At 66.9% G+C, this 21,841-nt stretch carries 21 protein-coding genes and 1 tRNA gene; 13 read left to right on the top strand and 9 right to left on the bottom strand.

Annotated features, from left to right (window positions below; translation table 11 throughout):
- Nucleotides 1–5 precede the first annotated feature (5 nt).
- The 5 genes from VEA80_RS03275 to VEA80_RS03255 form a co-directional block, all read right to left on the bottom strand.
- The gene (locus VEA80_RS03275) at nucleotides 6–1,214 is read right to left on the bottom strand and encodes an RtcB family protein (protein ID WP_325059263.1); all 1,209 of its coding nucleotides are present in this window, start codon (nucleotides 1,212–1,214) and stop codon (nucleotides 6–8) included.
- A 22-nt stretch (nucleotides 1,215–1,236) separates the two neighbouring features.
- Nucleotides 1,237–1,311, bottom strand: a tRNA-Gly gene (locus VEA80_RS03270).
- A 260-nt stretch (nucleotides 1,312–1,571) separates the two neighbouring features.
- Entirely contained in the window at nucleotides 1,572–2,591 is a 1,020-nt protein-coding gene (locus VEA80_RS03265) for a GlxA family transcriptional regulator (protein WP_325059262.1), read from the bottom strand.
- 52 nt (nucleotides 2,592–2,643) lie between these two features.
- Nucleotides 2,644–2,919, bottom strand: a complete 276-nt coding sequence (locus tag VEA80_RS03260) for a DUF4242 domain-containing protein (RefSeq protein ID WP_325059261.1) — start codon at nucleotides 2,917–2,919, stop codon at nucleotides 2,644–2,646.
- 92 nt (nucleotides 2,920–3,011) lie between these two features.
- The gene (locus VEA80_RS03255; protein ID WP_325059260.1) at nucleotides 3,012–3,818 is read right to left on the bottom strand and encodes an LOG family protein; all 807 of its coding nucleotides are present in this window, start codon (nucleotides 3,816–3,818) and stop codon (nucleotides 3,012–3,014) included.
- A 65-nt stretch (nucleotides 3,819–3,883) separates the two neighbouring features.
- On the opposite strand from VEA80_RS03255, the gene mutL reads away from it, so the two are divergent.
- Both mutL and VEA80_RS03245 read left to right on the top strand, forming a co-directional pair.
- The gene (gene mutL / locus VEA80_RS03250; protein WP_325059259.1) at nucleotides 3,884–5,764 is read left to right on the top strand and encodes a DNA mismatch repair endonuclease MutL; all 1,881 of its coding nucleotides are present in this window, start codon (nucleotides 3,884–3,886) and stop codon (nucleotides 5,762–5,764) included.
- Nucleotides 5,765–5,837: 73 nt separating this feature from the next.
- Nucleotides 5,838–6,755: a hypothetical protein gene (locus tag VEA80_RS03245; protein WP_325059258.1), complete on the top strand. Its 918-nt coding sequence runs from the start codon at nucleotides 5,838–5,840 to the stop codon at nucleotides 6,753–6,755.
- A gap of 55 nt (nucleotides 6,756–6,810) precedes the next feature.
- Here VEA80_RS03245 and VEA80_RS03240 read toward each other — a convergent pair whose 3' ends face one another.
- Both VEA80_RS03240 and VEA80_RS03235 read right to left on the bottom strand, forming a co-directional pair.
- Entirely contained in the window at nucleotides 6,811–7,251 is a 441-nt protein-coding gene (locus tag VEA80_RS03240; RefSeq protein WP_325059257.1) for a VOC family protein, read from the bottom strand.
- A 40-nt stretch (nucleotides 7,252–7,291) separates the two neighbouring features.
- The gene (locus VEA80_RS03235; protein WP_325059256.1) at nucleotides 7,292–7,765 is read right to left on the bottom strand and encodes an NUDIX domain-containing protein; all 474 of its coding nucleotides are present in this window, start codon (nucleotides 7,763–7,765) and stop codon (nucleotides 7,292–7,294) included.
- Nucleotides 7,766–7,926: 161 nt separating this feature from the next.
- Here VEA80_RS03235 and folP point away from each other — a divergent pair, with 161 nt between their 5' ends.
- Nucleotides 7,927–8,754, top strand: a complete 828-nt coding sequence (gene folP / locus VEA80_RS03230; RefSeq protein WP_325059255.1) for a dihydropteroate synthase — start codon at nucleotides 7,927–7,929, stop codon at nucleotides 8,752–8,754.
- Between the two features lies 1 nt (nucleotide 8,755).
- On the opposite strand, the gene VEA80_RS03225 is transcribed toward folP, so the two are convergent.
- Nucleotides 8,756–10,354 carry a lytic transglycosylase domain-containing protein gene (locus tag VEA80_RS03225; protein WP_325059254.1) on the bottom strand — a complete coding sequence of 533 codons (1,599 nt, stop codon included), beginning with the start codon at nucleotides 10,352–10,354 and terminating at the stop codon, nucleotides 8,756–8,758.
- A 22-nt stretch (nucleotides 10,355–10,376) separates the two neighbouring features.
- On the bottom strand, nucleotides 10,377–11,222 hold the full coding sequence (locus VEA80_RS03220) for a uracil-DNA glycosylase (RefSeq protein WP_325059253.1): 846 nt from the start codon (nucleotides 11,220–11,222) through the stop codon (nucleotides 10,377–10,379).
- A gap of 99 nt (nucleotides 11,223–11,321) precedes the next feature.
- On the opposite strand from VEA80_RS03220, the gene VEA80_RS03215 reads away from it, so the two are divergent.
- From VEA80_RS03215 to VEA80_RS03170, 10 genes are all read left to right on the top strand, one after another.
- Nucleotides 11,322–12,998 (top strand): electron transfer flavoprotein-ubiquinone oxidoreductase, encoded by a 1,677-nt coding sequence (locus VEA80_RS03215; RefSeq protein WP_325059252.1) that lies wholly within the window; start codon nucleotides 11,322–11,324, stop codon nucleotides 12,996–12,998.
- 43 nt (nucleotides 12,999–13,041) lie between these two features.
- A complete protein-coding gene (locus VEA80_RS03210; RefSeq protein ID WP_325059251.1) occupies nucleotides 13,042–14,955 on the top strand; it encodes a tetratricopeptide repeat protein in 1,914 nt (637 codons plus the stop codon).
- Nucleotides 14,955–16,613, top strand: a complete 1,659-nt coding sequence (locus tag VEA80_RS03205; RefSeq protein ID WP_325059250.1) for a tetratricopeptide repeat protein — start codon at nucleotides 14,955–14,957, stop codon at nucleotides 16,611–16,613. Before VEA80_RS03210 ends, VEA80_RS03205 begins: the two co-directional genes overlap by 1 nt.
- Nucleotides 16,610–17,476, top strand: coding sequence for a 4-(cytidine 5'-diphospho)-2-C-methyl-D-erythritol kinase (locus VEA80_RS03200; RefSeq protein ID WP_325059249.1), 867 nt, complete (start codon nucleotides 16,610–16,612; stop codon nucleotides 17,474–17,476). The genes VEA80_RS03205 and VEA80_RS03200 overlap by 4 nt, the downstream gene beginning before the upstream one ends.
- Nucleotides 17,477–17,520: 44 nt before the next feature.
- Nucleotides 17,521–18,570 carry a hypothetical protein gene (locus tag VEA80_RS03195; RefSeq protein ID WP_325059248.1) on the top strand — a complete coding sequence of 350 codons (1,050 nt, stop codon included), beginning with the start codon at nucleotides 17,521–17,523 and terminating at the stop codon, nucleotides 18,568–18,570.
- A 154-nt stretch (nucleotides 18,571–18,724) separates the two neighbouring features.
- Nucleotides 18,725–19,096, top strand: coding sequence for an ArsR/SmtB family transcription factor (locus VEA80_RS03190; protein WP_325059247.1), 372 nt, complete (start codon nucleotides 18,725–18,727; stop codon nucleotides 19,094–19,096).
- 74 nt (nucleotides 19,097–19,170) lie between these two features.
- Nucleotides 19,171–19,671 (top strand): SRPBCC family protein, encoded by a 501-nt coding sequence (locus tag VEA80_RS03185; RefSeq protein ID WP_325059246.1) that lies wholly within the window; start codon nucleotides 19,171–19,173, stop codon nucleotides 19,669–19,671.
- 14 nt (nucleotides 19,672–19,685) lie between these two features.
- Nucleotides 19,686–20,186, top strand: coding sequence for an SRPBCC family protein (locus VEA80_RS03180; protein ID WP_325059245.1), 501 nt, complete (start codon nucleotides 19,686–19,688; stop codon nucleotides 20,184–20,186).
- An 11-nt stretch (nucleotides 20,187–20,197) separates the two neighbouring features.
- On the top strand, nucleotides 20,198–20,671 hold the full coding sequence (locus VEA80_RS03175; RefSeq protein WP_325059244.1) for a VOC family protein: 474 nt from the start codon (nucleotides 20,198–20,200) through the stop codon (nucleotides 20,669–20,671).
- 5 nt (nucleotides 20,672–20,676) lie between these two features.
- Entirely contained in the window at nucleotides 20,677–21,747 is a 1,071-nt protein-coding gene (locus VEA80_RS03170) for a DNA alkylation repair protein (RefSeq protein ID WP_325059243.1), read from the top strand.
- Nucleotides 21,748–21,841 lie beyond the last annotated feature (94 nt).

Raw genomic sequence — 21,841 nt, 5'->3', positions numbered from 1 at the left:
TCGCTTCACCCCTTCACGCACACCACCTGGCGCAGCGTGTGCACCACGTCGATCAAGTCGGCTTGCGCGGCGATGACGGCGTCGATGTCCTTGTAGGCCATCGGCGTTTCATCGATCACGCCCGCGTCCTTGCGGCACTCCACGCCTTCGGTCGCCTTCTTGTGGTCGGCGAGCGTGAAGCGGCGCTTGGCTTCGGTGCGGCTCATCGCCCGGCCTGCGCCGTGCGAGCAGGTGCAGAACGAATCCGGGTTGCCCTTGCCGCGCACGATGAACGATTTGGCGCCCATCGAGCCCGGGATGATCCCGAGTTCGCCCTCGCCGGCGCGCACCGCGCCCTTGCGGGTCACGAACACGTCGGCGCCGAAGTGCCGTTCACGCGCCACGTAATTGTGGTGGCAGTTCACGGCGTGCTTCTCGAGCTTGAACTTCGGCAGGTTGTCGCGGAGCGCACGCAGAGTACGCTCCATCATCACCTCGCGGTTGGCGCGCGCATAATCTTGCGCCCAGCCCACCGCCGCCACGTAATCGTCGAACAGCTCTTCGCCTTCGAGGAAGAAGGCGAGATCCTTGTCCGGCACGTGGTAGCCGAGCTCACGGCGGAGCAATTCATCGCGCGCTCGCTCGATGAAGTACTTGCCGATCGCATTGCCCGAGCCGCGCGAACCCGAGTGCAGCATCACCCAGACGCGATCCGCTTCGTCGAGGCAGACCTCGATGAAGTGGTTGCCGCCGCCGAGCGTCGCCAATTGCGCGGTTTGCGCCTTGGCCGACGCCTTCGGGTGCTTGTCGATGATGCGCTCATAGCGTTCATCGAGGCCGGAGCTGCGATAAGCGGTCTCCACCGCAGACGGCGTGTCGCGGTGATTGCCGTTCGGGCCGTTGCCGTGCGGCACGTTCCGCTCGATCGCGCCGCGCAAGCGGGACAGCGAGTCCGGCAGATCGTTCGCCGTGAGCGAGGTGCGCACAGCCATCATCCCGCAGCCGATGTCCACGCCGACCGCGGCCGGAATGATCGCGCCCTTGGTCGGGATCACGGAGCCCACGGTTGCGCCAATACCGAAGTGTACGTCCGGCATCACCGCGATGTGGCTATGGATGAACGGCAGCGAAGCCACGTTGCGCAATTGGTTTTGCGCCTCGTGCTCCACCGGCACGCCTTCGATCCAGGCCTTGATCGGCGCACGCGCGCCCAGAATTTCTTCATAACCGGCCATGACCGGTTCTCCTTCCAAAAGTTGGAGCGGATAGTGGGAGTCGAACCCACCACCTCCACGATGGCAACGTGGCGCTCTACCGCTGAGCTACATCCGCGAAATAGTCAGACTGCAAGCGGCCTGGAGCGCATATGAAAAACCCCTCCAGGCCGCGCCTTGGAGGGGTTCTTCATGCTCCGATGTCCGAAGACGTCAGTTCGCCGAACTCCTCCGCGCGTGCGTACCCTCTTGCGCGCCGCGATCTGCGACGAGCATCGGGTAGCAGGGGATTTGGTTCAGCGTTTTCACGACACGTCTCCGAAAGGACGGCGCGTGTAACACAGGATTTGCGGCGATTCAACGCAGAAAATGCGAGGCTCACACGGTGGTGCGATCCGGCTCGTCGTGCTGGCGCACGTTCATGCTGGCGAAGCGGGCGCGATACTCGGCCGGAGTCATGCCGGTCTCGCGCTTGAATACGGCTCGGAAGAACGAAACGTCGTCGTAGCCGACAGTGGATGCGACGGTCTGCACCGAAGCGCGCTCACGCTCCAGCATCGCCTTGGCGGTTTCAACGCGGACGGCTTGCAAGTAGGCGCCCGGCAGGCGGCGCGTCGCGGCCTTGAACCGGCGCAGGAACGTGCGCGAACTGACGCCGACGCTTTCCGCCAGCGCGTCGACGGGAATGTTCTCGCGAAACCGCGTCTGCAGCATACGCTCCGCCTCGCGCACCTGCACGTCGTTGTGCGGCGGCGAGAGCGGCAGCATCGCGTAGCCGGACTGGCACGCGCGCGGCATCGTCAGCAGCAGCGCCTTCGCCGTCTGCACGGCGATCTCGTGGCCGCAGAGTTTCTCGACCAGATAGAGGCTCACGTCCGCGGCCGCTGTGAGGCCGCCGCTGCATAGGAGCCGCGAGTCTTCGGTGACGAACTCGTTGGGCCGCCAGAGCACTTTTGGATAACGCTGCGCGAGATCGGGGGCGACCGCCCAGTGCGTGGTCGCGCGCTTGCCGTCGAGCAGGCCGGCCTCGGCGAGATAGGCCGAGCCCATGCAGACGCCGGCGATATAGGCGCCCGCCGCATAGTGCTTGCGCAGCCACGGCAACAGCACGCTGTTCTCGATCAGCTTCTCGTCGAGCGCGAGGCCCGAGGTCGGCACGATGACGATGTCGGTGCGGACGACGCTGTCGAGCCCTCCCTGCGGCGTCATCATCAAGCCGGCGTAAGGACTGCGCACGGCCTGGCCGTCGAGCGACACGGTGGTGACGTGGAAGCGCGGCTCGGGCGCCTCGCCTTTCAGCTCGCGCCAGAGTGCGCCGGCGGAGTGAAAAATCTCGATCGGCATCAGCGCCGTCGAGGCGTAGCCGTCATCCAGCAGCACCACCGTGACGTCGAGCATGCGAGCCCTCCGACGATCGCCGAACTCTAGATCAGGACGCCGCCGCACGCCATCAGGCGCGCGCCGTTGTGGGATCGATCACGCCGGTGATTTCGGTGATCTTGTTGGCCGGGAAGCCGGAAATCCGCGCGTGTTCGCGGATCGCGTCCTCGCTCTCGGCCAGATAGACGCAGAAGGTCTTGTCCTTGGCGACGTAGGACTGCACCCACTGCGCCTTGGGCGCCAGTTGGGCCAATGCCGCGTTCGATGTCTTCGCCGCGCCGGCGAGGTCGGCCGAACCCATACGGTCGACGCCCGGAATGTCCCGCTCGATGATGTACTTACGCATGTCGTCCTCCTTGACGCGCGGACACTGCCGCGGCGTAAGGCGACCGGGGAGCGGCTAAGTTGACATTGAGCGGGGGCGATTCCGCCAATCGCTCAGATGTCTTTCTGCACCACGTCCGGCGCGCTTTCGTCGTGCGCGCGGCCGAAGCCTTGTTCCACGAGCGCCTCCCAGGCGGCTTCCGCCGTGTCGGCATAGCGGAAGAGCGTGAGGTCGGCGGCGTCGATGGTGCGATGCTCGACCAGTTTGTCGAAATTGATGATCGAACGCCAATAGGCCTCGTCGAACAAGACGATGGGCACCAGCGGCGCCTTGCGCGTTTGCCGAAGCGTCAGAATTTCAAACAGCTCGTCCAACGTGCCGAACCCGCCGGGAAATACGACCAAGCCGTTCGCGCGCATCGCGAGGTGCATCTTGCGCATCGCGAAATAGTGGAAGTTGAAGGTGAGCGCGGGCGTTGTGTACGCATTCGGGAATTGCTCGTGCGGCAAGGTGATGTTGAAGCCGATCGAAGGCGCGCCAACCTCGATCGCGCCGCGATTGGCCGCCTCCATGCAGCCCGGGCCGCCGCCGGTGGCGATGACATTCTTGCACTGCTTGTCCGGACCATGCAGCGCGCCGCCGCGCTCGGAAGCCAAGCGGCCGAACTTGCGCGCCTCGGCGTACCAGTGCGCTTCCTTGCCGGGCCCGTTCTCGCGCACGCGCGCGCCGCCGAACACCACGAGAGTCGACAGCACGCCCGCTCTTTTCAGCGCGAGCTCCGCCTTGGAATATTCCAGCAGGAACCGAACCCCGCGCATGTCTTCGCTCAGCAGGAAATCCTGATCGAGCGCCGCCAGGCGATAGGTCGGCGAGTTGATCTGGTCGAGACTCTGGATAGGGGGCAGGTTCTTTTCTGTCATGTGAGCCAACATAAGGCGCATGGCCGCTTTGTCTGCTAGCTTGCCGGCTCATCCCGCGAATCGCCATGACCATCCGCCGCCTGCCCCCCGAAGCCGTCAACCGCATCGCCGCGGGTGAAGTGATCGAGCGTCCCGCCGCCGCGGTGAAGGAGCTCGTGGAAAATGCGCTCGACGCGGGGGCGAAGCGCATTGCGGTGCGGATCGAGCGCGGCGGTCTGGGCCTCATCGCCATCGAAGACGACGGCTGCGGCATCCCGCGTGAGGAGCTGCCGCTGGCGGTCGAGCGGCACGCGACCTCGAAGCTGCAGGCGGGCGCCGGCGGCGATGTCGATCTGCTGAATATCCACACGATGGGTTTCCGCGGCGAAGCGCTGCCCTCGATCGGCGCCGTGGCGCGGCTTTCGATCACCTCTCGCGCCCGCAGCGAGGCCGACGCTTGGACGCTCGATGTCGAAGGCGGCGCGCTGCAGGCGACGCGTCCGGCGGCATGGGCGGCGCTGAGCCAGCACGGCACGCGTGTCGAAGTGCGCGATCTCTTCTTCGCGACGCCGGCGCGGCTCAAATTCATGAAGTCCGAGCGCGCCGAGATGATGGCGGTGTCGGATGTGGTGAAGCGCCTCGCCATGGCGCGGCCGGACGTCGCGTTCTCGCTGGAGCATGATGGGCGCGTTTCTCTGCGTTACGCCGCCGAAGCCGATCCCGAGAACGAGGGCCGCCGCGCCCGCCTCGCCGCAATCCTTGGCGCGGAGTTCGCGCCGAACTGCATCGCTCTAGACCAGACCCGCGCCGACGTGCGACTCTCCGGCTTCGCCGGTTTGCCGACGTTCCACCGCGGCACGCGCGAGCACCAGCATTTGTTCGTCAACGGCCGGCCGGTGAAGGATAAGCTCATCGTCGGCGCCGTGCGCGCGGCCTATCAGGATCTGCTGGCGCGTGACCGGCATCCGGTCGCCGCGCTCTTCCTCGATCTGCCGGCGTCTGACGTCGACGTGAACGTGCATCCGGCGAAGACGGAAGTGCGCTTCCGCGATGCGGCGCTGGTGCGCGGGCTCATCGTCGGCGCGCTGTCGCATGCACTCGCCGGCGCCGGGCATCGCGCCTCGACGACGACCGCGGCGACGATCTTCACCGCGGCGCGTCCGCACTATGCGCCGCAGCCGGCGCTGCGCGTCTGGGGTGTGGCGGAGCAGGCGATCGCGGACGCCGACTTCATCATGCCGAGCGGGCGTGTGGAATCCTCCCCCGCGTACGGAGGAGGCGCCGAGCGGAGCGAAGCGGAGGGGAGCGTCGCGCCACTTTCGGCTCAATCCGCTTCGCTGACAGCTCTCCCGCAGGCGGGGCACTATTCAGACGCCGACGCGCAATACTTCCCGCTCGGCGCGGCGCGCGCGCAAATCCATGAGACCTACATCGTCGCGCAGACCGAAGACGGCATCGTCATCGTCGACCAGCACGCCGCGCACGAGCGGCTCGTCTATGAGCGGATGAAGCAGATGCTGGCGAACGGCGGCGTGCGCCGGCAGGCGCTGCTGATCCCGGAAGTGGTCGAACTCGATCCCGGCGAGGCCGAAGCGTTGGCGACGCGCGCCGAGGAGCTGGCGCACCTGGGCCTTGTGATCGAGCCGTTCGGCCCTGGCGCGATCCTGGTGCGCGAGACGCCGGCGCTGCTCGGCCACACCGACTCCGCCGGTTTGCTGAAGGATCTCGTCGACGACATCGCCGAGCTTGGCGAAGCGCACGCCTTGAAAGAGCGGCTGGAGGAGGTGTGCTCGTCGATGGCCTGCCGCGGCTCGGTGCGCGCCGGCCGCCGGCTCACCGCCGATGAAATGAACGCTTTGCTTCGCCAGATGGAAGCGACGCCATTCTCCGGCCAATGCAATCACGGCCGCCCCACCTACGTGGAGTTGAAGCTCGCCGACATCGAGAAGCTGTTCGGCCGCCGATGAGGCGCGACTGGATTTCGCTTGCCTTCGGCAAAGCGTGGCAGATGATGCGCGGGCGAGGATTCAGGGGACCTACATGACAGCACTCGGACGGGTTATGGCCGCCGCGGCGGCGCTCACGCTGCTTGCGGCGCCGGCGTACGCCCAACAGCTCAACAGCGGCGCCAGCGGCCGCTACGGCCAAGTCTCATTGCGTTCGGGCTTCACGCCCGATCCGCACAACAGCACGGTGAGCGCGGGCGGCGCCTATGACGCGGCGCAAGTCGGCGAAAGCTGCCGCGGTTACATCGACACCCGCGCGAGCTTCACTTTGCGCTATCGCGCCGGCGAGCTGCCGCTCTTTATCGGCGCGGTCTCCGACGCCGACACCACCATCGTCGTGCGCGCGCCGGACGGCTCCTGGCATTGCGACGACGACAGCGGCGGCAATCTCAATCCGGTCGTCAGCTGGGAAACGCCGCGCAGCGGCCGCTATCAAGTCTGGGTCGGCCGCTTCGGCGTGCAGAGCGAGTTGGCGGCGGCGGCGGTGCACATCTCCGAGGTCGGCGGGCCGTCGCAGCCGGAGCAAGCTGGCGAACCCGACTATTCGCTCGACCCCGCGTATGGCGCGATCGATCTGGCCGCGGGCTTCATGCCAGATCCGCATTCAGTTGAGGTCGCAGCCGGCGGCGGCTTCGACGCCTCAGCGATCAGTTGCGCCGGCTGGATCGCGACCGCGCCGGATTTTCGCGTGAACTGGACCGCGGGTTCCGGCGAGCTGCCCTTGACCTTCCACGTCACGTCCGAGGCGGACACGACGCTGGTGATCAACGACGCGCAAGGCAATTGGGTCTGCAACGACGATACGGACGGGCTGAACCCGGTCGTCTCCTTCGCCAATGCGCCGAGCGGCCAGTACGATGTCTGGGTCGGCACCTTCATGCAGGGCGAGCTGCAGAATTCGACGCTGCACGTGACGGAAGTCTATGCCGGCGGCGAAGGCGACGAACACTAAGGCGGCGCGCGCGAGCGTGAAGCAAGGCCGCGTCCTCGAGGGCGCGGCCTTTTGCTTACCAGCTGCCCGTGTTCGGCATCGACGCCCAGGGCTCCTGCGGCGGCAGGCGATCGCCCTCCTGCAAGAGTTCGATCGAAATGCCGTCGGGCGAGCGCACGAATGCCATGTGCCCGTCGCGCGGCGGCCGGTTGATGGCGACGCCGCCGTCCATCAGCTTCTGACAGGTCGCGTAGATGTCGTTCACGCGATAGGCGAGGTGGCCGAAATTGCGGCCGCCGCCGTATTCGCGTTCGTCCCAATTGTAGGTCAGCTCGACCATCGGCGCCTTGCGCTGTCGGGCCATCTCGACGTCGTCAGGCGCAGCGAGAAACACAAGCGTGAAACGCCCGGCTTCGTTCTCCATCCGCGACATCTCAACAAGCCCGAGCTTGGCGCAGAAAAAATCCAAAGCGGCGTCGAGATCGCCGACGCGGATCATGGTGTGCAGATATCGCATAAAGGCATCCTCGCTCGTTACTTAGGCGCGCTGTCCGCCGTCACCAATCCGGACTGACCGGCGCGCTCGCGAACATTTCCTTCAAGCGCCGCCGCGTGCCCTTGGTGACATCCTCCGGCAGCGCGTCGAGCGCGAAGAAGCCGCGCTCGGCGATCTCCTGATCGGCGCGCGGCGGGCAGGGCCGCCACGTGTCGAACATGTAGAGCGCGATGTGGTCGTTCGGGAAGTTCGCGTGGTTGGCGTAGAAGCCGATCAGCTTCGGCGGACTGACGGCCTCGACGCCCCCTTCTTCCGCCATTTCACGCACCACCGCCTCGACTGCTGTTTCGCGGTGTTCGACGCCGCCGCCGGGCAAGTGCCAGCCCGCAGCGTAGGTGTGCCGGACCAGCAGCACCCGTCCGGCCTCGTCCTGCGCTACGCCACGCACGCCGAGCGTCGCGCCGCGCCGCAGCCGCCACCACCAGCGGAAAACCGGCGTGATCATAGGCTCAAAGCGGATGCGCCAGCTGCTCATGTTTGCAGCCGTGCTCTGCGCCAGCGGCGGGCGAAGCGCTCGCCGCGCCGGTAATCACTTGATCTTGTTGCTCTCATGATCGTGAAGCGCGACACCTGCGCGCGGTAGCCGCTGCGCGTCAAGCTTGCGCATGGAGGTGGGCTTTGTCATCCGCGCCGCCGATGAAACCGATTTTCTTGCCGCCGCCGAAGCTTGCGGGCGGTCCGTATGTCATGGGCATCCTCAACGTGACGCCGGATTCCTTTTCCGACGGCGGCGTCTGGGAGGGCGCGGCCGCGCCGCGCGCCCTGGCGATGCTGGAAGCGGGCGCCGACATCATCGACATCGGCGGGGAGTCGACGCGTCCGGGCGCCGAACCGGTGGACGCCTCCGAAGAGATCGCCCGCGTGATCCCGGTGATCGCGGCGCTGCGCGCCTCCACCACTGCGCCGATCTCCGTCGACACGATGAAACCGCACGTCGCCATGGCGGCGATCTCGGCGGGGGCCTCGATCTGGAACGACGTCAATGCGCTCCGCGCGCCGGGCGCACTGGAGACGGCGGCGTCGCTGCATCGACCGGCGATCTTGATGCACATGCTGGGCGAGCCGCGCACGATGCAGGCCGATCCGCGCTACGACGACGTCGTCGCGGAGGTGATCGCGTTCTTGCGCCATCGCGTCGACGCCGCCCGCGCGCGTGGGCTCGAAACGGTCTGGGTCGATCCCGGCATCGGCTTCGGCAAGACGCTCGAGCACAATCTGGCGCTCTTGAACGCGACGCAGCGCATCGCCGACGAAACCGGCGCGCCGGTCGTCGTCGGCGCGTCACGCAAGCGTTTCATCGCCGCGATCGATGCGCGGGCGAAGCTGGCCGGCAGCGATCGCCTCGGCGGTTCGGTGGCGGCGGCGCTGATCGCCGCGCAGAAGGGCGCGGCCATGGTGCGCGTCCATGACGTCGCCGAGACGGTTCAGGCGCTCAAGGTCTGGCGCGCGCTGACGCCGGCCTAGGTCAGCGCGCGGCCGCCGTGCGCATGTCGAGCGGCGTGTAGACCGCGGCGCCGCCGCTGGCGATGCGGTCGAGCTCAGGCGTCGGCTGGCCATAGCGCTTGCGGCAGAGCGCCATGTGCGAGAGCGCGCGTTCGGCGTAGTCGCGGCTCTCAGCGCGCGGCATCGTCTCCAGCAGCAGCAGCGGATCGATGTCCGCCGGCTGCGTCGCCAGCCAGCGCGAGAGCCAGCCCGGGCCGCCATTATAGGCGGCGAACACGCGGCCGAGATCGCCGTCATCGTGGAATTCGGTCATCAGCCATTCGATGTAGCTTTGACCCAAGCGCATGTTGAGGCCTGGCTCGAACAGCGGCGCCGGCGCGCGGCGATAATTGTGCGAACGGTCCATGTCGCGCGCGGTGGAGGGCAAAAGCTGCATCAGCCCGCGCGCGTTCGAAACGCTCACCGCCTTCGGATTGAAATAGCTCTCCTGGCGCACGATGGCGTAGATCAGCGCGCGATCGAGCGAGAAGCCGTTCTCGGGCTCGAAAGACGTCGTCGGGCAAAATCCCGCGGCGACGTCCCTGCCGCCGTATTCAGCCGCGCGCAATTGGGCGGCAGGCGCCTGCAGCGCGATGGCGAGGGCCAGGAAGGTGCGGTCATCCTGCGGCGTCAGGTCGGCGTGCAGCCGACGCAACTCCGCTTCGACCTCGGAAAGCCGGCCGAGCTGCGCCAAAGCCGCCGCGCGCCGTGCCCCGGGGTAGCGCTCGACGAACTGGGCGAGCGTGTCCTGATCCACTTCCGGCGGCGTGAAGTCGAGCGGGCTTTCGCGTCCGAGCTGCGCTTCGGCCAATTGTCCGTAGAACGTCCATGGCCGCTGCGCCGCCGCATCGAGATGGGCGTAGACGCCGTCGGTCTCGCCCGCGGCGAGCCGTGCGCGTGCGGCCCAATAGTGCGCCGCCGCCATCGCCCAGCCGCCGTGATGGCGCCATTGCGCCGCGGCTTCGAAGTGGCGCACGGCTGCGGCGTAATCGTGTTGACGATACGCGATCAGACCGAGCTGCCAGTGCGCTTGGCCGCCGCGCGGGCCGTCGATCTGGGCGTAGGCGAGCGCGCGCGCGCCTTCCAGGTCGCCCGCGCCGATGCGTTCGTGAATGCGTTCGATGCCGATACGCGCGGACGAACTGTCGCTCGGGATCGGCGGCGGCGTACCCGGCAACAGGCGCGTTCCGCCGTCGACAGGCGAAGGCGCGCGCGCGCCATTGCGCCGCGCCCGGCGCGAGCGCGAAGCCATGGCGCGGTCGTAAACGGCGGACGCCATGCCGTACTCGCCATGGCGGTTGAGCCAGGTCGTGAACTCGCCCCAGCCCGGCCGATACGAGCGCGCCAGCAGCTGGCGGCCGCGTACGACGCCCTCGAGCACGTCATCTTCCGTCCGCGACAGCGCCGCGCCGACGCCCCGCCAATTGCCGGATTCGACCGCTTCGAACGCGGCGCGATAAGCGGCCTCGTCCTCCTCGGAGAGTGCGACGACGCGCTGTTGGGCGGCGGCGGGCGTGGCCAGGGCGAAAAGGGCCAGCACGAGGGAGGAGAGGGCGGCGAAGGCGAAACGCAACGTCGTCATCTGGGCTCGTTCTAATAGGACGTTAAGACTGAGCGATCCGGGCCACGCCGAGCTCGTCGAGCCAGCTTTCCGCAGCCAACAGATCGGCCCACGCCAGCCGTTTCTCCTGCGGCCGGCGCAACAGATATGCGGGATGAAGCATGACCATCGTGTTGATGGGCGCCGCCAACCCCTCGCGGTTGTAGCTGAGCCGCCGCCCCCGCAGTCGGGTCACCGCCTCATCCCGCTTAAGAACCGTATTGGCGGCCGCTTTTCCAGCCAGAATCAGCAGCTTGGGCTGCTTCAGCTCGATCAGCCGCTCGACGAAGGGCAGGCAGGTCAGGATTTCCCCAGGCGTCGGGTCGCGATTGCCGGGCGGGCGCCAATAAATCGTATTGGAAATCAGCACGTTGGACTGGCGGCTCAAGCCGATCGTCGCCAGCATACGGTCCAGCAACTGGCCTGAGCGGCCGACGAACGGCCGGCCCTGCTCGTCCTCGTCCTTGCCGGGCGCCTCGCCGATGATCAGCACCGGCGCGTCGTCGACGCCGTCCGAGAAAACGGTGTTGCGCGCAGTGGCCTTGAGAGCGCAGCCGTCAAATCCCTCAACCGCCGCCCGAAGCCCGGCCACGCTCTGCGCGGCTTTGGCCAGCAGGCCGGCGTTATCCACCGCTGAGGACGCTTTGGCCCGCACCTTCGGGGCCGGCCTGGGCGCTATCGGTGTCGCCGCCGGCGCGGCCGGGCGCCTGGCGGGGGCTGGCCTGGCGGTCGCGGCGTAAACCGCTTCCGCCTCGTCCATGTCGACGCCCGCCGCCCGCCAGAAGGCGAGCAGCGCACGGGCGGCCGCCTGGACCTGGATTGGGGGTTCCGGCGCGTTCATCGCGGCCATTGTGCAGGGACTCGCGCGAGTCGACAAAGCAACGCACCCGCCTTGCGTCTCATCGCATCAGCTTTGATAAGTCCGAGCGAAGCAGATGAAGGGATTGCAATGGCCGAGGAAGACATCGTTCGGGACTCGATGGAGTACGATGTCGTCATCGTTGGGGCAGGGCCTGCGGGGCTTTCGGCCGCGATCCGCCTGAAGCAACTGGCCGCCGAGAGCGGCAATGAGATCACCGTCGCCGTGCTGGAGAAAGGCGCGGAAGTCGGCGCCCACATTCTCTCCGGCGCGGTAATCGATCCGATCACGCTGAACGAACTGATCCCGGACTGGAAAGAAAAGGGCGCGCCGCTCGACACGCCCGTGACCGCCGACGAGTTCAAGATTCTCGGCCCCGCTGGCGCCGCCTCGTTGCCGACGTTCCTGATGCCGCCGCTGATGAACAATCACGGCAACTATATCGGCTCGCTGTCGAACTTCACGAAGTGGCTCGGCCAGCAGGCCGAAGCGCTCGGCGTCGAGATCTATCCGGGCATGGCTGCATCGGAAGCGGTGTTCGATGAAGCCGGCGCGCTCAAGGGAGTGGTCGCCGGCGTATTCGGGATCGCCAGGGACGGTCACAAGAAGCCGGATTTTCAGCCTGGGATGGAATTGCACGGCAAGTATGTGCTGATCGCCGAGGGCGCGCGCGGCTCGCTCTCGAAAACGCTGCAAAACAAATACGATCTCTGCGCCAAGAGCGGTCCGCAGAAATACGGCATCGGCATCAAGGAGCTGTGGGAGGTCCCGAAGGAAAAGCACAAGCCGGGCTTGGTGCTGCACACCGTCGGCTGGCCGCTCGACGACAAGACCGGCGGCGGTTCGTTCATGTACCACTGGGGCGAGCGCTACGTTTCCGTCGGCTTCGTCGTCCACCTCAACTACAAGAACCCGTACATCTCGCCGTTCGACGAATTCCAGCGCCACAAGCTGCACCCGGAGATCGCCCAACATCTCGAAGGCGGCAAGCGCGTCGCCTATGGCGCGCGCGCGATCACCGAAGGCGGCCAGCAGGCCGTGCCGCGGCTTGCGTTCCCGGGCGGGGCGCTGATCGGCTGCGCGGCGGGCTTTGTGAACGTGCCGCGCATCAAGGGCACGCACAACGCGATGAAGACGGGCATGCTCGCCGCCGAGGAAGTGGCTTGGGCGCTCTCGGAAGGCCGCCAGCGCGACGTGCTCGAAACCTACGAGCGCGCCTACCGCAAGAGCCGAGTGTTCGAGGATCTCAACCGCGTTCGCAACGCCAAGCCACTGCTCTCGCGCTTCGGTACGTTCTGGGGCGGCGTCTTCGGCATGATGGATATGTGGACGACGACGCTCTTGGGCGGCGTCTCGTTCTTCGGCACGCTGAAGCACGGCAAGTCGGACGCGGCGGCCACCGAGAAGGCCGCCAAGCACAAGCCGATCGACTACCCCAAGCCCGACGGCGTGCTGACGTTCGACAAGCTTTCGTCAGTCTATCTCTCAAACACCAACCACGAGGAAGACCAGCCTTCGCACCTTAAGCTGAAGGACCCGAGCGTTCCGATCGGGGTTAATCTGCCTGAATATGCCGAGCCGGCGCGGCTCTATTGTCCGGCGGGCGTCTATGAGGTGCTCTATGACGAGGCGGGCCTGAACCCGCGCTTTCAGATCAACGCGCAGAACTGCGTCCACTGCAAAACGTGCGATATCAAGGACCCCAGTCAGAATATCATCTGGACCACGCCGGAGGGCGGCGGCGGACCCAATTACGCCAATCTCTGAGCTAGTGTGGACCGCCCGAACGGCGGAGAAAGGGACGAGACACATGCGTTGGCAGGCGATCCTCGCAGCAAGCATCGCAGCGGCAGCCGGCGTGACGGGCGCCGCTTACGCGAGACAGCCCGAAAGCGCCTTGCAGCAGGCGGCGCTCACCGAGGAACGCGTGCCGAACGAGGCGCTGCGCCGCACTTCGCCGCCCAACGCGGCGGCAGACCGCACCTATGAGGGGCCGGAGCAGGCGCTGATCGAGGCCGATATCGATTATCTTGTCCGTGAAGGCCGCCGCGCCATCGCCCGGGGCGAGAACACCGCGCTCTGGACCGCCATCGTATTCGCGGACGATCTCGCGTCCGGCCGCAACGCCGAGGCGCGCCGCACCCTCGAAGCGGCGCCGGGCGGATTGAGCGGTGGCATTGCCGACATGCTCGAACCGTTCCTGCTAGCGGCCGAGGGTCGCGCCGACCGCGGCGTCGAGCGCATTGATGCCGGCCAAGACAATCTGCCGGCGCCGCTGCCGGAGGTCGCGCGCGGGCTCGTGTTCGAATCCGCTGGCCGGTTGGAAGAAGCCGCCGCGGTTTACGCCGCCATGGTGGAGCGGCTCGATACGACGCCGCCGGGCGAAGCCGAGCCGCGCACGCCTGAGGAGTTCGAGCGCACGCTCAACGCGGCGCGCGTCACCAATTCGGTGTATCGCGCCGCGCTCGTCCATCACCGCCTCGGCCGCACTGAGGAAGCGCGCCGCTATTACGGCATCTATCGCGAGTTCATGCCGCGCTCTGCGGATGTGATCGCGAACCTGGCGCGCCTCGAGGCCGGTCAGCCGCCCTTCGAGCCGGCCCTCGACGCCAAGAGTGCGACCGGCCGCTGGATGCTGTTCGTCTCGGAATATCTGACGCAGCAGGAGATGCTGCAGGCGCTGATGGCGCAGCAGGATCCGACCGGCGGGCTCGCCTCCGCGTCGGGCACGGCGCTGCTGCAGGTCGGCGTGTTGCTGGCGCCCGACGCCAACGACTGGCGCCTCTACGCGGCGCAGCAAGTTCTGGAAGCCGGCGGCGCCGAAGGCGCAGAGCGCATCCTCGCCATGGTGCCGGAATCGAGCATCTACGCGCCGGACGCCGAGATCGTGCGCGCCGACATCGCTCTCGAACGGCGCAACGACGAAGCGGCCATGGCCGCCGCGCAGCGCGCACTGGCGTGCGCGGGCGACCGCTGGTCGATCATCGCCTCGGCCGGCGACATCTATCGCCGCGCCGGCCACGCCGACCGCGCCATCCCCGCGTTCGACCGCGCGCTCGGCATGGTCAGCGATCCAAAGGACCGCGCCGACGTGCTCGGCTGGCGCGCCTATGCGCATCGCTTCGCCGGCAACATCTCCGCCGCGTCGGCGGATGCGCGCGCGGCGCTCGAAATCGATCCCAGCGTCGACACCCGCTTTCTCTATGTTTCGATCCTGATGGACGATCCGCAGGGTTGGGCGGACGGCATTCGCGTTGCGCGCGGTCTCTTCGCCGAACAGCCCGACTCGGTGCTGCGCCTCAACGCGCTCGGCTATGCGCTGATCCAGCGTCCGGAAGGATTGGAGGAGGGCTACCGGCTGCTATGGCGCGGCTTCAATAACGGCCAGCAGGACTACGCCGTGATCGATAGCTTGGGCTGGGCCTACTATCAGTACGGCCACTTCGATCAAGCGCGCGCGCTGATCGAGCGCTCCAACGATCTCTCGGCCCACGAACCGAATGCGGAAGTGCTCGACCATTTGGGCGACGTGTACTGGCGCCTGAACCGGCGCGACGACGCCCGCACCCAGTGGCGCGCGGCGCTCGAGGCGCGGCCCGACGCGCTCCGGCGGCGCGATCTCGAGCAGAAGCTGCAGCGCGGGTTGACCACGCCTGCGCCGCGCCAGCGCGAGTTGCCGCAAGTGTCTCTGCCGGAAGGGCCGACGCAACGGGACGAGCTGTGATGCTCCGTGCGGCCGCGGCGCTGGCGGCGGGCTTCAGTCTCGCCGCCTGCGCCACGATCGGCGCGCCGCCGCAGCCGCGTCAGTCCGGCGCTTACGCCGACTACCTGATCGGCCGCGTCGCCAACGAGCGCAACGATCACACCGCGGCGGCTGACCGCTACTTCGCCGCTTTGACGCGCGCGCCCGACGACGCGACGCTGCTGAACGGCGCGCTGGTCGCTTCGCTCGCCGCAGGCGACGAAGCGCGTGCGCGCCGCGCCGCCCGTATGGCGGCGCGCAACGATGCGCCCGCTTATGCGCATTTGATCCGCGGCGCGGATGCGATCGTCGCGCGCCGCTGGAACGTCGCCGGGCGCGAACTGCAGCAGGCCGAGGGCTTGGCGGCCGAGGAATTGGTCGCGCGCATGCTTCTCGTCTGGGCGCGCACCGGCGAGGGTCGTGTCGACGACGTCACCGTCGATCTCGCGCCGCTCGCGCAGATCCGTCCCTATGGCGGCCTGTTCGCGTATCAGCAGGCGATGGCGCTCGACTATGCGGGCCGGCGCGAGGAGGCGCTCTCCGCCTATGAAACCGCGCTGCAAGGCGGGCTCTGGCTCCCCGCCGGCATCGAGCGTCACGCCGATCTGCTCGTGCGCATGGGCGATCGCGAGAACGCCATTCGTTTGCTCAGCGCGGAGGTCAACCGTCCGAACCCTGCGCTGATGGCGGCTCTCGAGCGCGTGCAGGCCGGCAGCGCCGCAGCCGCGGAGCCGCTGACGCCCGCGCGCGGCGCCGCGATCGGACTCTACGGCATCTCCGCTGTCTTCCTGCAGGAGTCCGACTCTACCAACGGGCTCGCCGCGCTCACACTAGCGCTGATGCTCGATCCGGCGTTCGACGGCGCGCGGCTCGCCTTCGCGCAGCAGCAGACGCGGATCGGCCATATCGACGCCGCCCGCCGTATGCTGGCGAGCGTGTCCGCCGACTCGCCATATCACGGCAGCGCGCGCGTGATGGAATCGTGGGCGCTGCTGGACTCCGGAGCGGAAGCGGAGGCGATCGCGCTGGCGCAAGCGAACGCCGAAAGCGGCGACACGCGCGCCACGCGCACGCTCGCGGACATGTACCGCAATCTCGGCCGCTACGATGAAGCCGAGCCGATCTACACGAGGCTGATCGCGCAGCACGGCGACGATTGGCGGCTTTACTTCGCCCGCGCCAATGCGCGCGAGCGGCTCGGCCGCTGGCCCGAAGCGGAGGCCGATCTGCAGCGCGCGCTCGAACTCTCCCCGGAGCAGCCCGACGTGATGAACTATCTCGGCTATTCCTGGGTCGACCGCGGCGAGAACTTGCAGGAGGGGCTCGCCATGATCCGCCGCGCGGTGGACCTGCGGCCCACCTCCGGCGCCATCATCGACAGCCTGGGCTGGGCCTATTATCGCATGGGCGACTACGCCCAGGCGCTCGACCAGCTCGAGCGCGCGGTGGAGATCGAACCCGCCGATCCGACGCTCAACGATCATCTCGGCGACGTCTATTGGCGCCTCGGCCGCCGCATCGAAGCGCGCTTCCAATGGCAGCGTGCGCTGACGCTCGAGCCCGACAACGCCGAGGCGATCCGCGCCAAGCTCGAAAACGGGCTGCCGGCGCCGGCGCCGTCGCATTCGGCCAACCGATGAGCGTGCGCATCTTCGCCCCGGCGAAGATCAATCTGACGCTGAAGGTCGCGCGTCCGCGCGCCGACGGCATGCATCCGCTGCAGAGCGTGGTCGCCTTCGCCGACGTCGGCGACATGGTCGAAGCGACGCCGTCGGACGGGCTCTCGCTCAAAGTCGTCGGCGATTTCGCCGACCAGATCGGGCCAGACGACGACAATCTCGTGCTGCGCGCCGCGCGCGCGCTTGGCGAAGCCGCCGGCAGGCGCGCCAATGCCAACCTGACGTTGGAGAAGAATCTCCCCGTCGCTTCCGGCATCGGCGGCGGGTCAGCCGACGCCGCCGCGACGCTGCGTGCGCTGAACGACCTCTGGGGCCTCAACTGGAGCAACGCGCAGCTTGCGGAGGTCGGCGCCCGGCTTGGTTCGGATGTGCCCGTCTTCTTCACCCGCGCCAGCGCCGCTTACATGACGGGCGCCGGCGAAACGTGTGCGCCATTCCATCTGTGGCCGATGCCGGGTGTGCTGATCAATCCGCTGAAGCCGCTCGCCACGCCGGACGTGTTTCGCGCATTCGATCAAATGCGGCTCGGCTCAGATCTGACCGACGACGCTCCGCCCGAGTGGGATGGTGAGGACGAGGCCATCGCCGCCATGCGCATGCTCGGCAACGATCTCGAACCGGCCGCGCGCGCGCTGATGCCGGAGATCGGCGACATCCTCACTGATCTCGCCGCTTCCGAGCACGTGCGCCACGCCGCGCTCTCAGGTAGCGGCGCCACGGTGTTCGCGATCGCCCACGATTGGGACGGCGCCGAAACGCTCGCCGACGAGCTGATCGATCGCCATCCCGCCTGGTGGATCGCCGAAGCGACGCTCGGCGCTTGACCGCGGGGCAGGCGCACTTTAGCCCGGCCGGCGCGAGGTGGTGAGTGATCGAGGAATTGGCCGGCGGCGCCGCGATCGCGGCTTTGCTCAGCCTCGCCGTGTGCCGCATCCAGATGCGGGCCGGCCCTGTCGACGCCGCCGATGAAACGCACAAGACCCACGCTCGGCCAACGCCGACCAGCGGCGGCATTGGCATTGCCTTGGGCTATACGGCCGGCTTGATCGCCATGGCGCAGCTCTTCGCGCCCGCAGATTTGCTGAACCGGCAAGCCGAAGCGCTGATCTCGCTCGCGTCGGCGTTCGCCTTCGTTTTTCTGCTGATCGGTTTCATCGACGACACCCGTCCGATCGGCCCGCGCTTCAAGTTTTTGTTGTTCGCGCTGCTCTCCATCGGCGCTTCGATCACCATGGGCATCGTCGATGCGCTGCCGATCCGAGAGAACGAGACGCTGAAGCTCGGGCTTTCGCTCGGGCTTCTCGGCACTGCGCTCTGGGTGTTCGTGCTGGTGAACTGCGTGAACTTCATGGACGGCGCGAACGGCCTCGCGATGGGGTCGATGGTCGTTGGCTTGAGCGCGCTCGCGGCGATCGGTTACGCCAACGGCTCCAACACCGTGCTGGCGATGACAATATGCGCCGCCGCGGCGCTGATCGGCTTCCTGGTCTGGAATTTCCCGCGGGGCAAGATCTTCGCCGGCGACTCGGGCGCGCTGTTCGCTGGGGCCGTGGCTGCAATCGCATCGTTGATTCTGATCGCGCGCGCCGATCTATCGCCGTTCATTCCGCCGATCCTGTTCATGCCGCTGCTCGCCGATGCGCTGCTGACGCTCGCCTGGCGCGTGCGCCATCGCCGCAAACTGCTGGTTGGCCACCAGGAGCATTTCTACCAAATCCTGATCCGCGCCGGCTGGAGCCACGCGCGCGTCTCGCTGCTCTACTGGGCCGTGATGGCGCTTTGCGGCGCGATCGGTTACGCGCTTTCGCAATCGCAGGACGTGAGCGCGCCCTGGATCGCGCTCGCCGCCGCCGCCGGCCTTTCGCTCGCTGTCTCGATCTTCGTGCGCAAATACGCCCGTACGCACGGGATGTCCTGAAGTTCGGGGTTGGGTTTTCGGGATTGGGGCTTGGGGCGATGCAGCTCTAGCTCCGCAGTCCGCGGCCAATCCGCAATCCCTAATCCCCGATCCCGTTGCTTCGCGGTTTCTCCTTGACGCGCCGCCGCTCGCCTCTATATATAACCAAGTAGTTATGGAACAAATTTCGGCCGCCGACCGCCTGGATGCGGTGTTTGCAGCGCTCGCCGATCCGACGCGCCGCGCCATCGTCGCGCGGCTGGCGGAAGGCGAGGCGACGGTGAGCGAACTCGGCGAACCGTTCGACATGAGCCAGCCCGCCATCTCCAAGCACCTCAAAGTGCTCGAACGCGCGGGCCTCATCTCGACCGGTCAGGACGCGCAGCGGCGCCCGCGCAAGCTCGAACCCGAGCCGTTGGAGGAAGCCGTGGATTGGATCGAACGCTACCGTGAGATCTGGGAAGAGAATTATCAGCGCCTCGATGCATTGCTGGAAGAGCTCAAACGCCAAACCGCGCCAGCCAGGCGCAAGCGAAGAAAGAAATAGCGCTGGGGATGTCGGCGCAAACCAGCGCTGTTCGTCCTTAAGGTGGGTGAACGATTGAACCAAGGAGAAGGAAAGTGCCCAAGCCCCTCGAAGTCACATTGCCGAGTGATCGCGAAGTCCGCGTCACGCGCACCTTCAACGCACCGCGCGAGTTGGTGTGGGACGCGCACACGAAACCAGATTTGGTGCAGAAGTGGATGCTCGGTCCGCCGGGCTGGTCGATGCCTGTGTGTGAAATGGATGTGCGGCCGGGCGGCGCCTATAAGTGGCGCTGGCGGAGCGACGAAGACGGCAAGCAGTTCGGTTTCCACGGCACGTTCGGCGACGTGAACGCGCCGGCGCGGCTGACGCACGATGAATACTACGACCCGGGCGATGTCGGCGGCGACATGCCGTCGAACGATCCGGCGCTGATTACGCTGGAGCTGAGCGAATCCGGCGGCGTCACGACGCTCGTTTGCACGATGAAGTTCTCGTCGAAGGAAGCGCGAGACGGCGCCGTCTCCACCGGCATGACCGACGGCATGGAAATGGGATACGCGCGCCTCGACGACATGTTCAAGCAAACAGCGTGAAAGGAGAGAGGGCAATGCCAGCACCCGCACAAGTCACGCTGCCGAGCGATCGCGAAGTTCGCGTCACGCGCCAATTCAACGCGCCGCGCCAGCTCGTATGGGATGCGCATACGAAGTCTGAACTGCTTCCGAAATGGCTCGGCTACCCTGGTTGGGATATGCCGGTCCGCGAGATGGACGTACGCGTTGGCGGCAAATATCGCTGGCAGTGGAAGAACCAGGGGGACGGCAAGCAGTTCGGCTTCTTCGGCACGTTCACTGAAGTGAACGCGCCCTCGAAGCTTGCGCACGACCAATATTATGATCCGGGCGATATGGGCGGCGCCATGCCGACGGGCGATCCGTGCATCGTTTCGCTGGATCTCGGTGAGCAGGCCGGCGTCACCACGCTCGTCTGCACCATGAAGTTCGCGTCGAAAGAAGCGCGCGACGACGCCGTCTCTACCGGCATGACCGACGGCATGGAGTTTAGCTACGCGCGTCTCGACGACATGTTCAAAGCCAAAGCCGCCTGAAGGAGGAGACCATGCAGAAGATCTCGCCCATGCTGTGGTTCGACAAGGAAGCCGAACCGGCCGCGAACCATTACGTGTCGATCTTCAAGAACTCGAAGATCAAAACGATCGCACGCTATCCGGAAGGGACGCCATACGAGCCGGGCAGCGTCATGACGGTCGAGTTCGAACTCGACGGCCAGCACTTCACCGCGCTCAACGGCGGGCCGCACTTCAGGTTCGACGAGGCCATTTCCTTTGTCATCGACTGCAAGGACCAGGCTGAAGTCGACTATTACTGGGCCGCGCTGCTGGAGGGGGGCGGCAAGGAAAGCCAGTGCGGCTGGCTGAAGGACAAGTTCGGCCTCTCCTGGCAGGTTGTGCCGCGGCAATTGATCGAGCTCAGCACCAGCCCGGACAAGGCGCAAAACGCGCGGGTGTTCGGCGCCATGATGAAGATGGTGAAGATCGACGTCGCCGAACTTGAGCGGGCGGCGAAAGGCTGACGCGCATGTCAGCCAGGGATGCGGACGCCTATCTCGCCACGCTCAGCGCCGACAAACGGGCGACGCTCGAGAAGGTGAGGCAGGCGATCCGCGCCGCCGCGCCCGAAGCGGAGGAGGGTCTGAGCTACGGTATGCCGGCCTTCATTCTGGGCAAGCCCATCGCCGGATACTCGGCGAGCGCCAACCATTGCTCCTATTTTCCAATGAGCGGCCAAGTCATCGCTAAGCTCGCCGAAGAGCTCAACGGCTACGAGATCAGCAAAGGCGGCTTCCGCTTCCCGATCGGCAAACCCCCGCCCGCGACGCTCATTCGCAAGCTGGTGAAAGCGCGCCTGGCGGAGATCGACGGCGCGGCCGCAGCGAAGAAAGCGCCGACCAGGCGCGCGGCCGCAAAGAAGGCAACGGTCGCGCCGCCCGAAGTCGGCGCCATTCTCGCCGAACTGAAACGCGGCGCATCGCCGGCCTACAAGGCGGACATGGCCAAGCGCTACGGCATCGTCACCAAGGCGGCAGTCTATGGCGCGCCTGTCGCAACGCTCCGCGCCCTCGCCAAGAAGATTGGTTACGACCACGCGCTCGCCGAGAAGCTCTGGGCCAGCGGTGTCCACGACGCACGCATGCTGGCGACCATGGTCGATGATCCCGCACTCGTCACACCTGCGCAGATGAATCGCTGGGTCAAGGACTGCGATAACTGGGCGCTGGTCGACACCGCGTGCTTCCACTATTGGGACCGCACCCCGCACGCGTTCAAGCAAATCGAGAAGTGGTCGAAAGCGAAAGACGAGTTCGTCAAGCGCGCCGCCTTCGCACTGCTCGCCAGCTGCGCGCTGCACGGTCAGGGGAGTGACGCCGATCACCTTCGCGGCCTTCAACTAATCGAACGCGAAGCCTCGGACCTGCGTAACTTCGTCAAGAAAGCCGTGAACTGGGCGCTCCGCGCCATCGGCGGCAAGAAAAGCCCCAAGCTCCGAACTGCGGCGCGCGCACTGGCGCAAAAGCTAGCGGCGTCGGAGGACGCCACCGCACGCTGGAACGGCAAGGACGCACTGCGCGCATTCGGGAAGGGCGCGTGATCTCACGGCGTCAAAACTCGCGCCGCATCCCGGCCGAAGGCGCGGCACGCGCCGTGGAGCTGGGATTCAGCGCCGTAGGCGTCGGGCGTTTGCC

The organism is Vitreimonas sp. (assembly GCF_035627415.1).
GTDB lineage: Bacteria > Pseudomonadota > Alphaproteobacteria > Caulobacterales > Aquidulcibacteraceae > Vitreimonas.
This window is presented reverse-complemented; position numbering and strand designations above follow the sequence as displayed.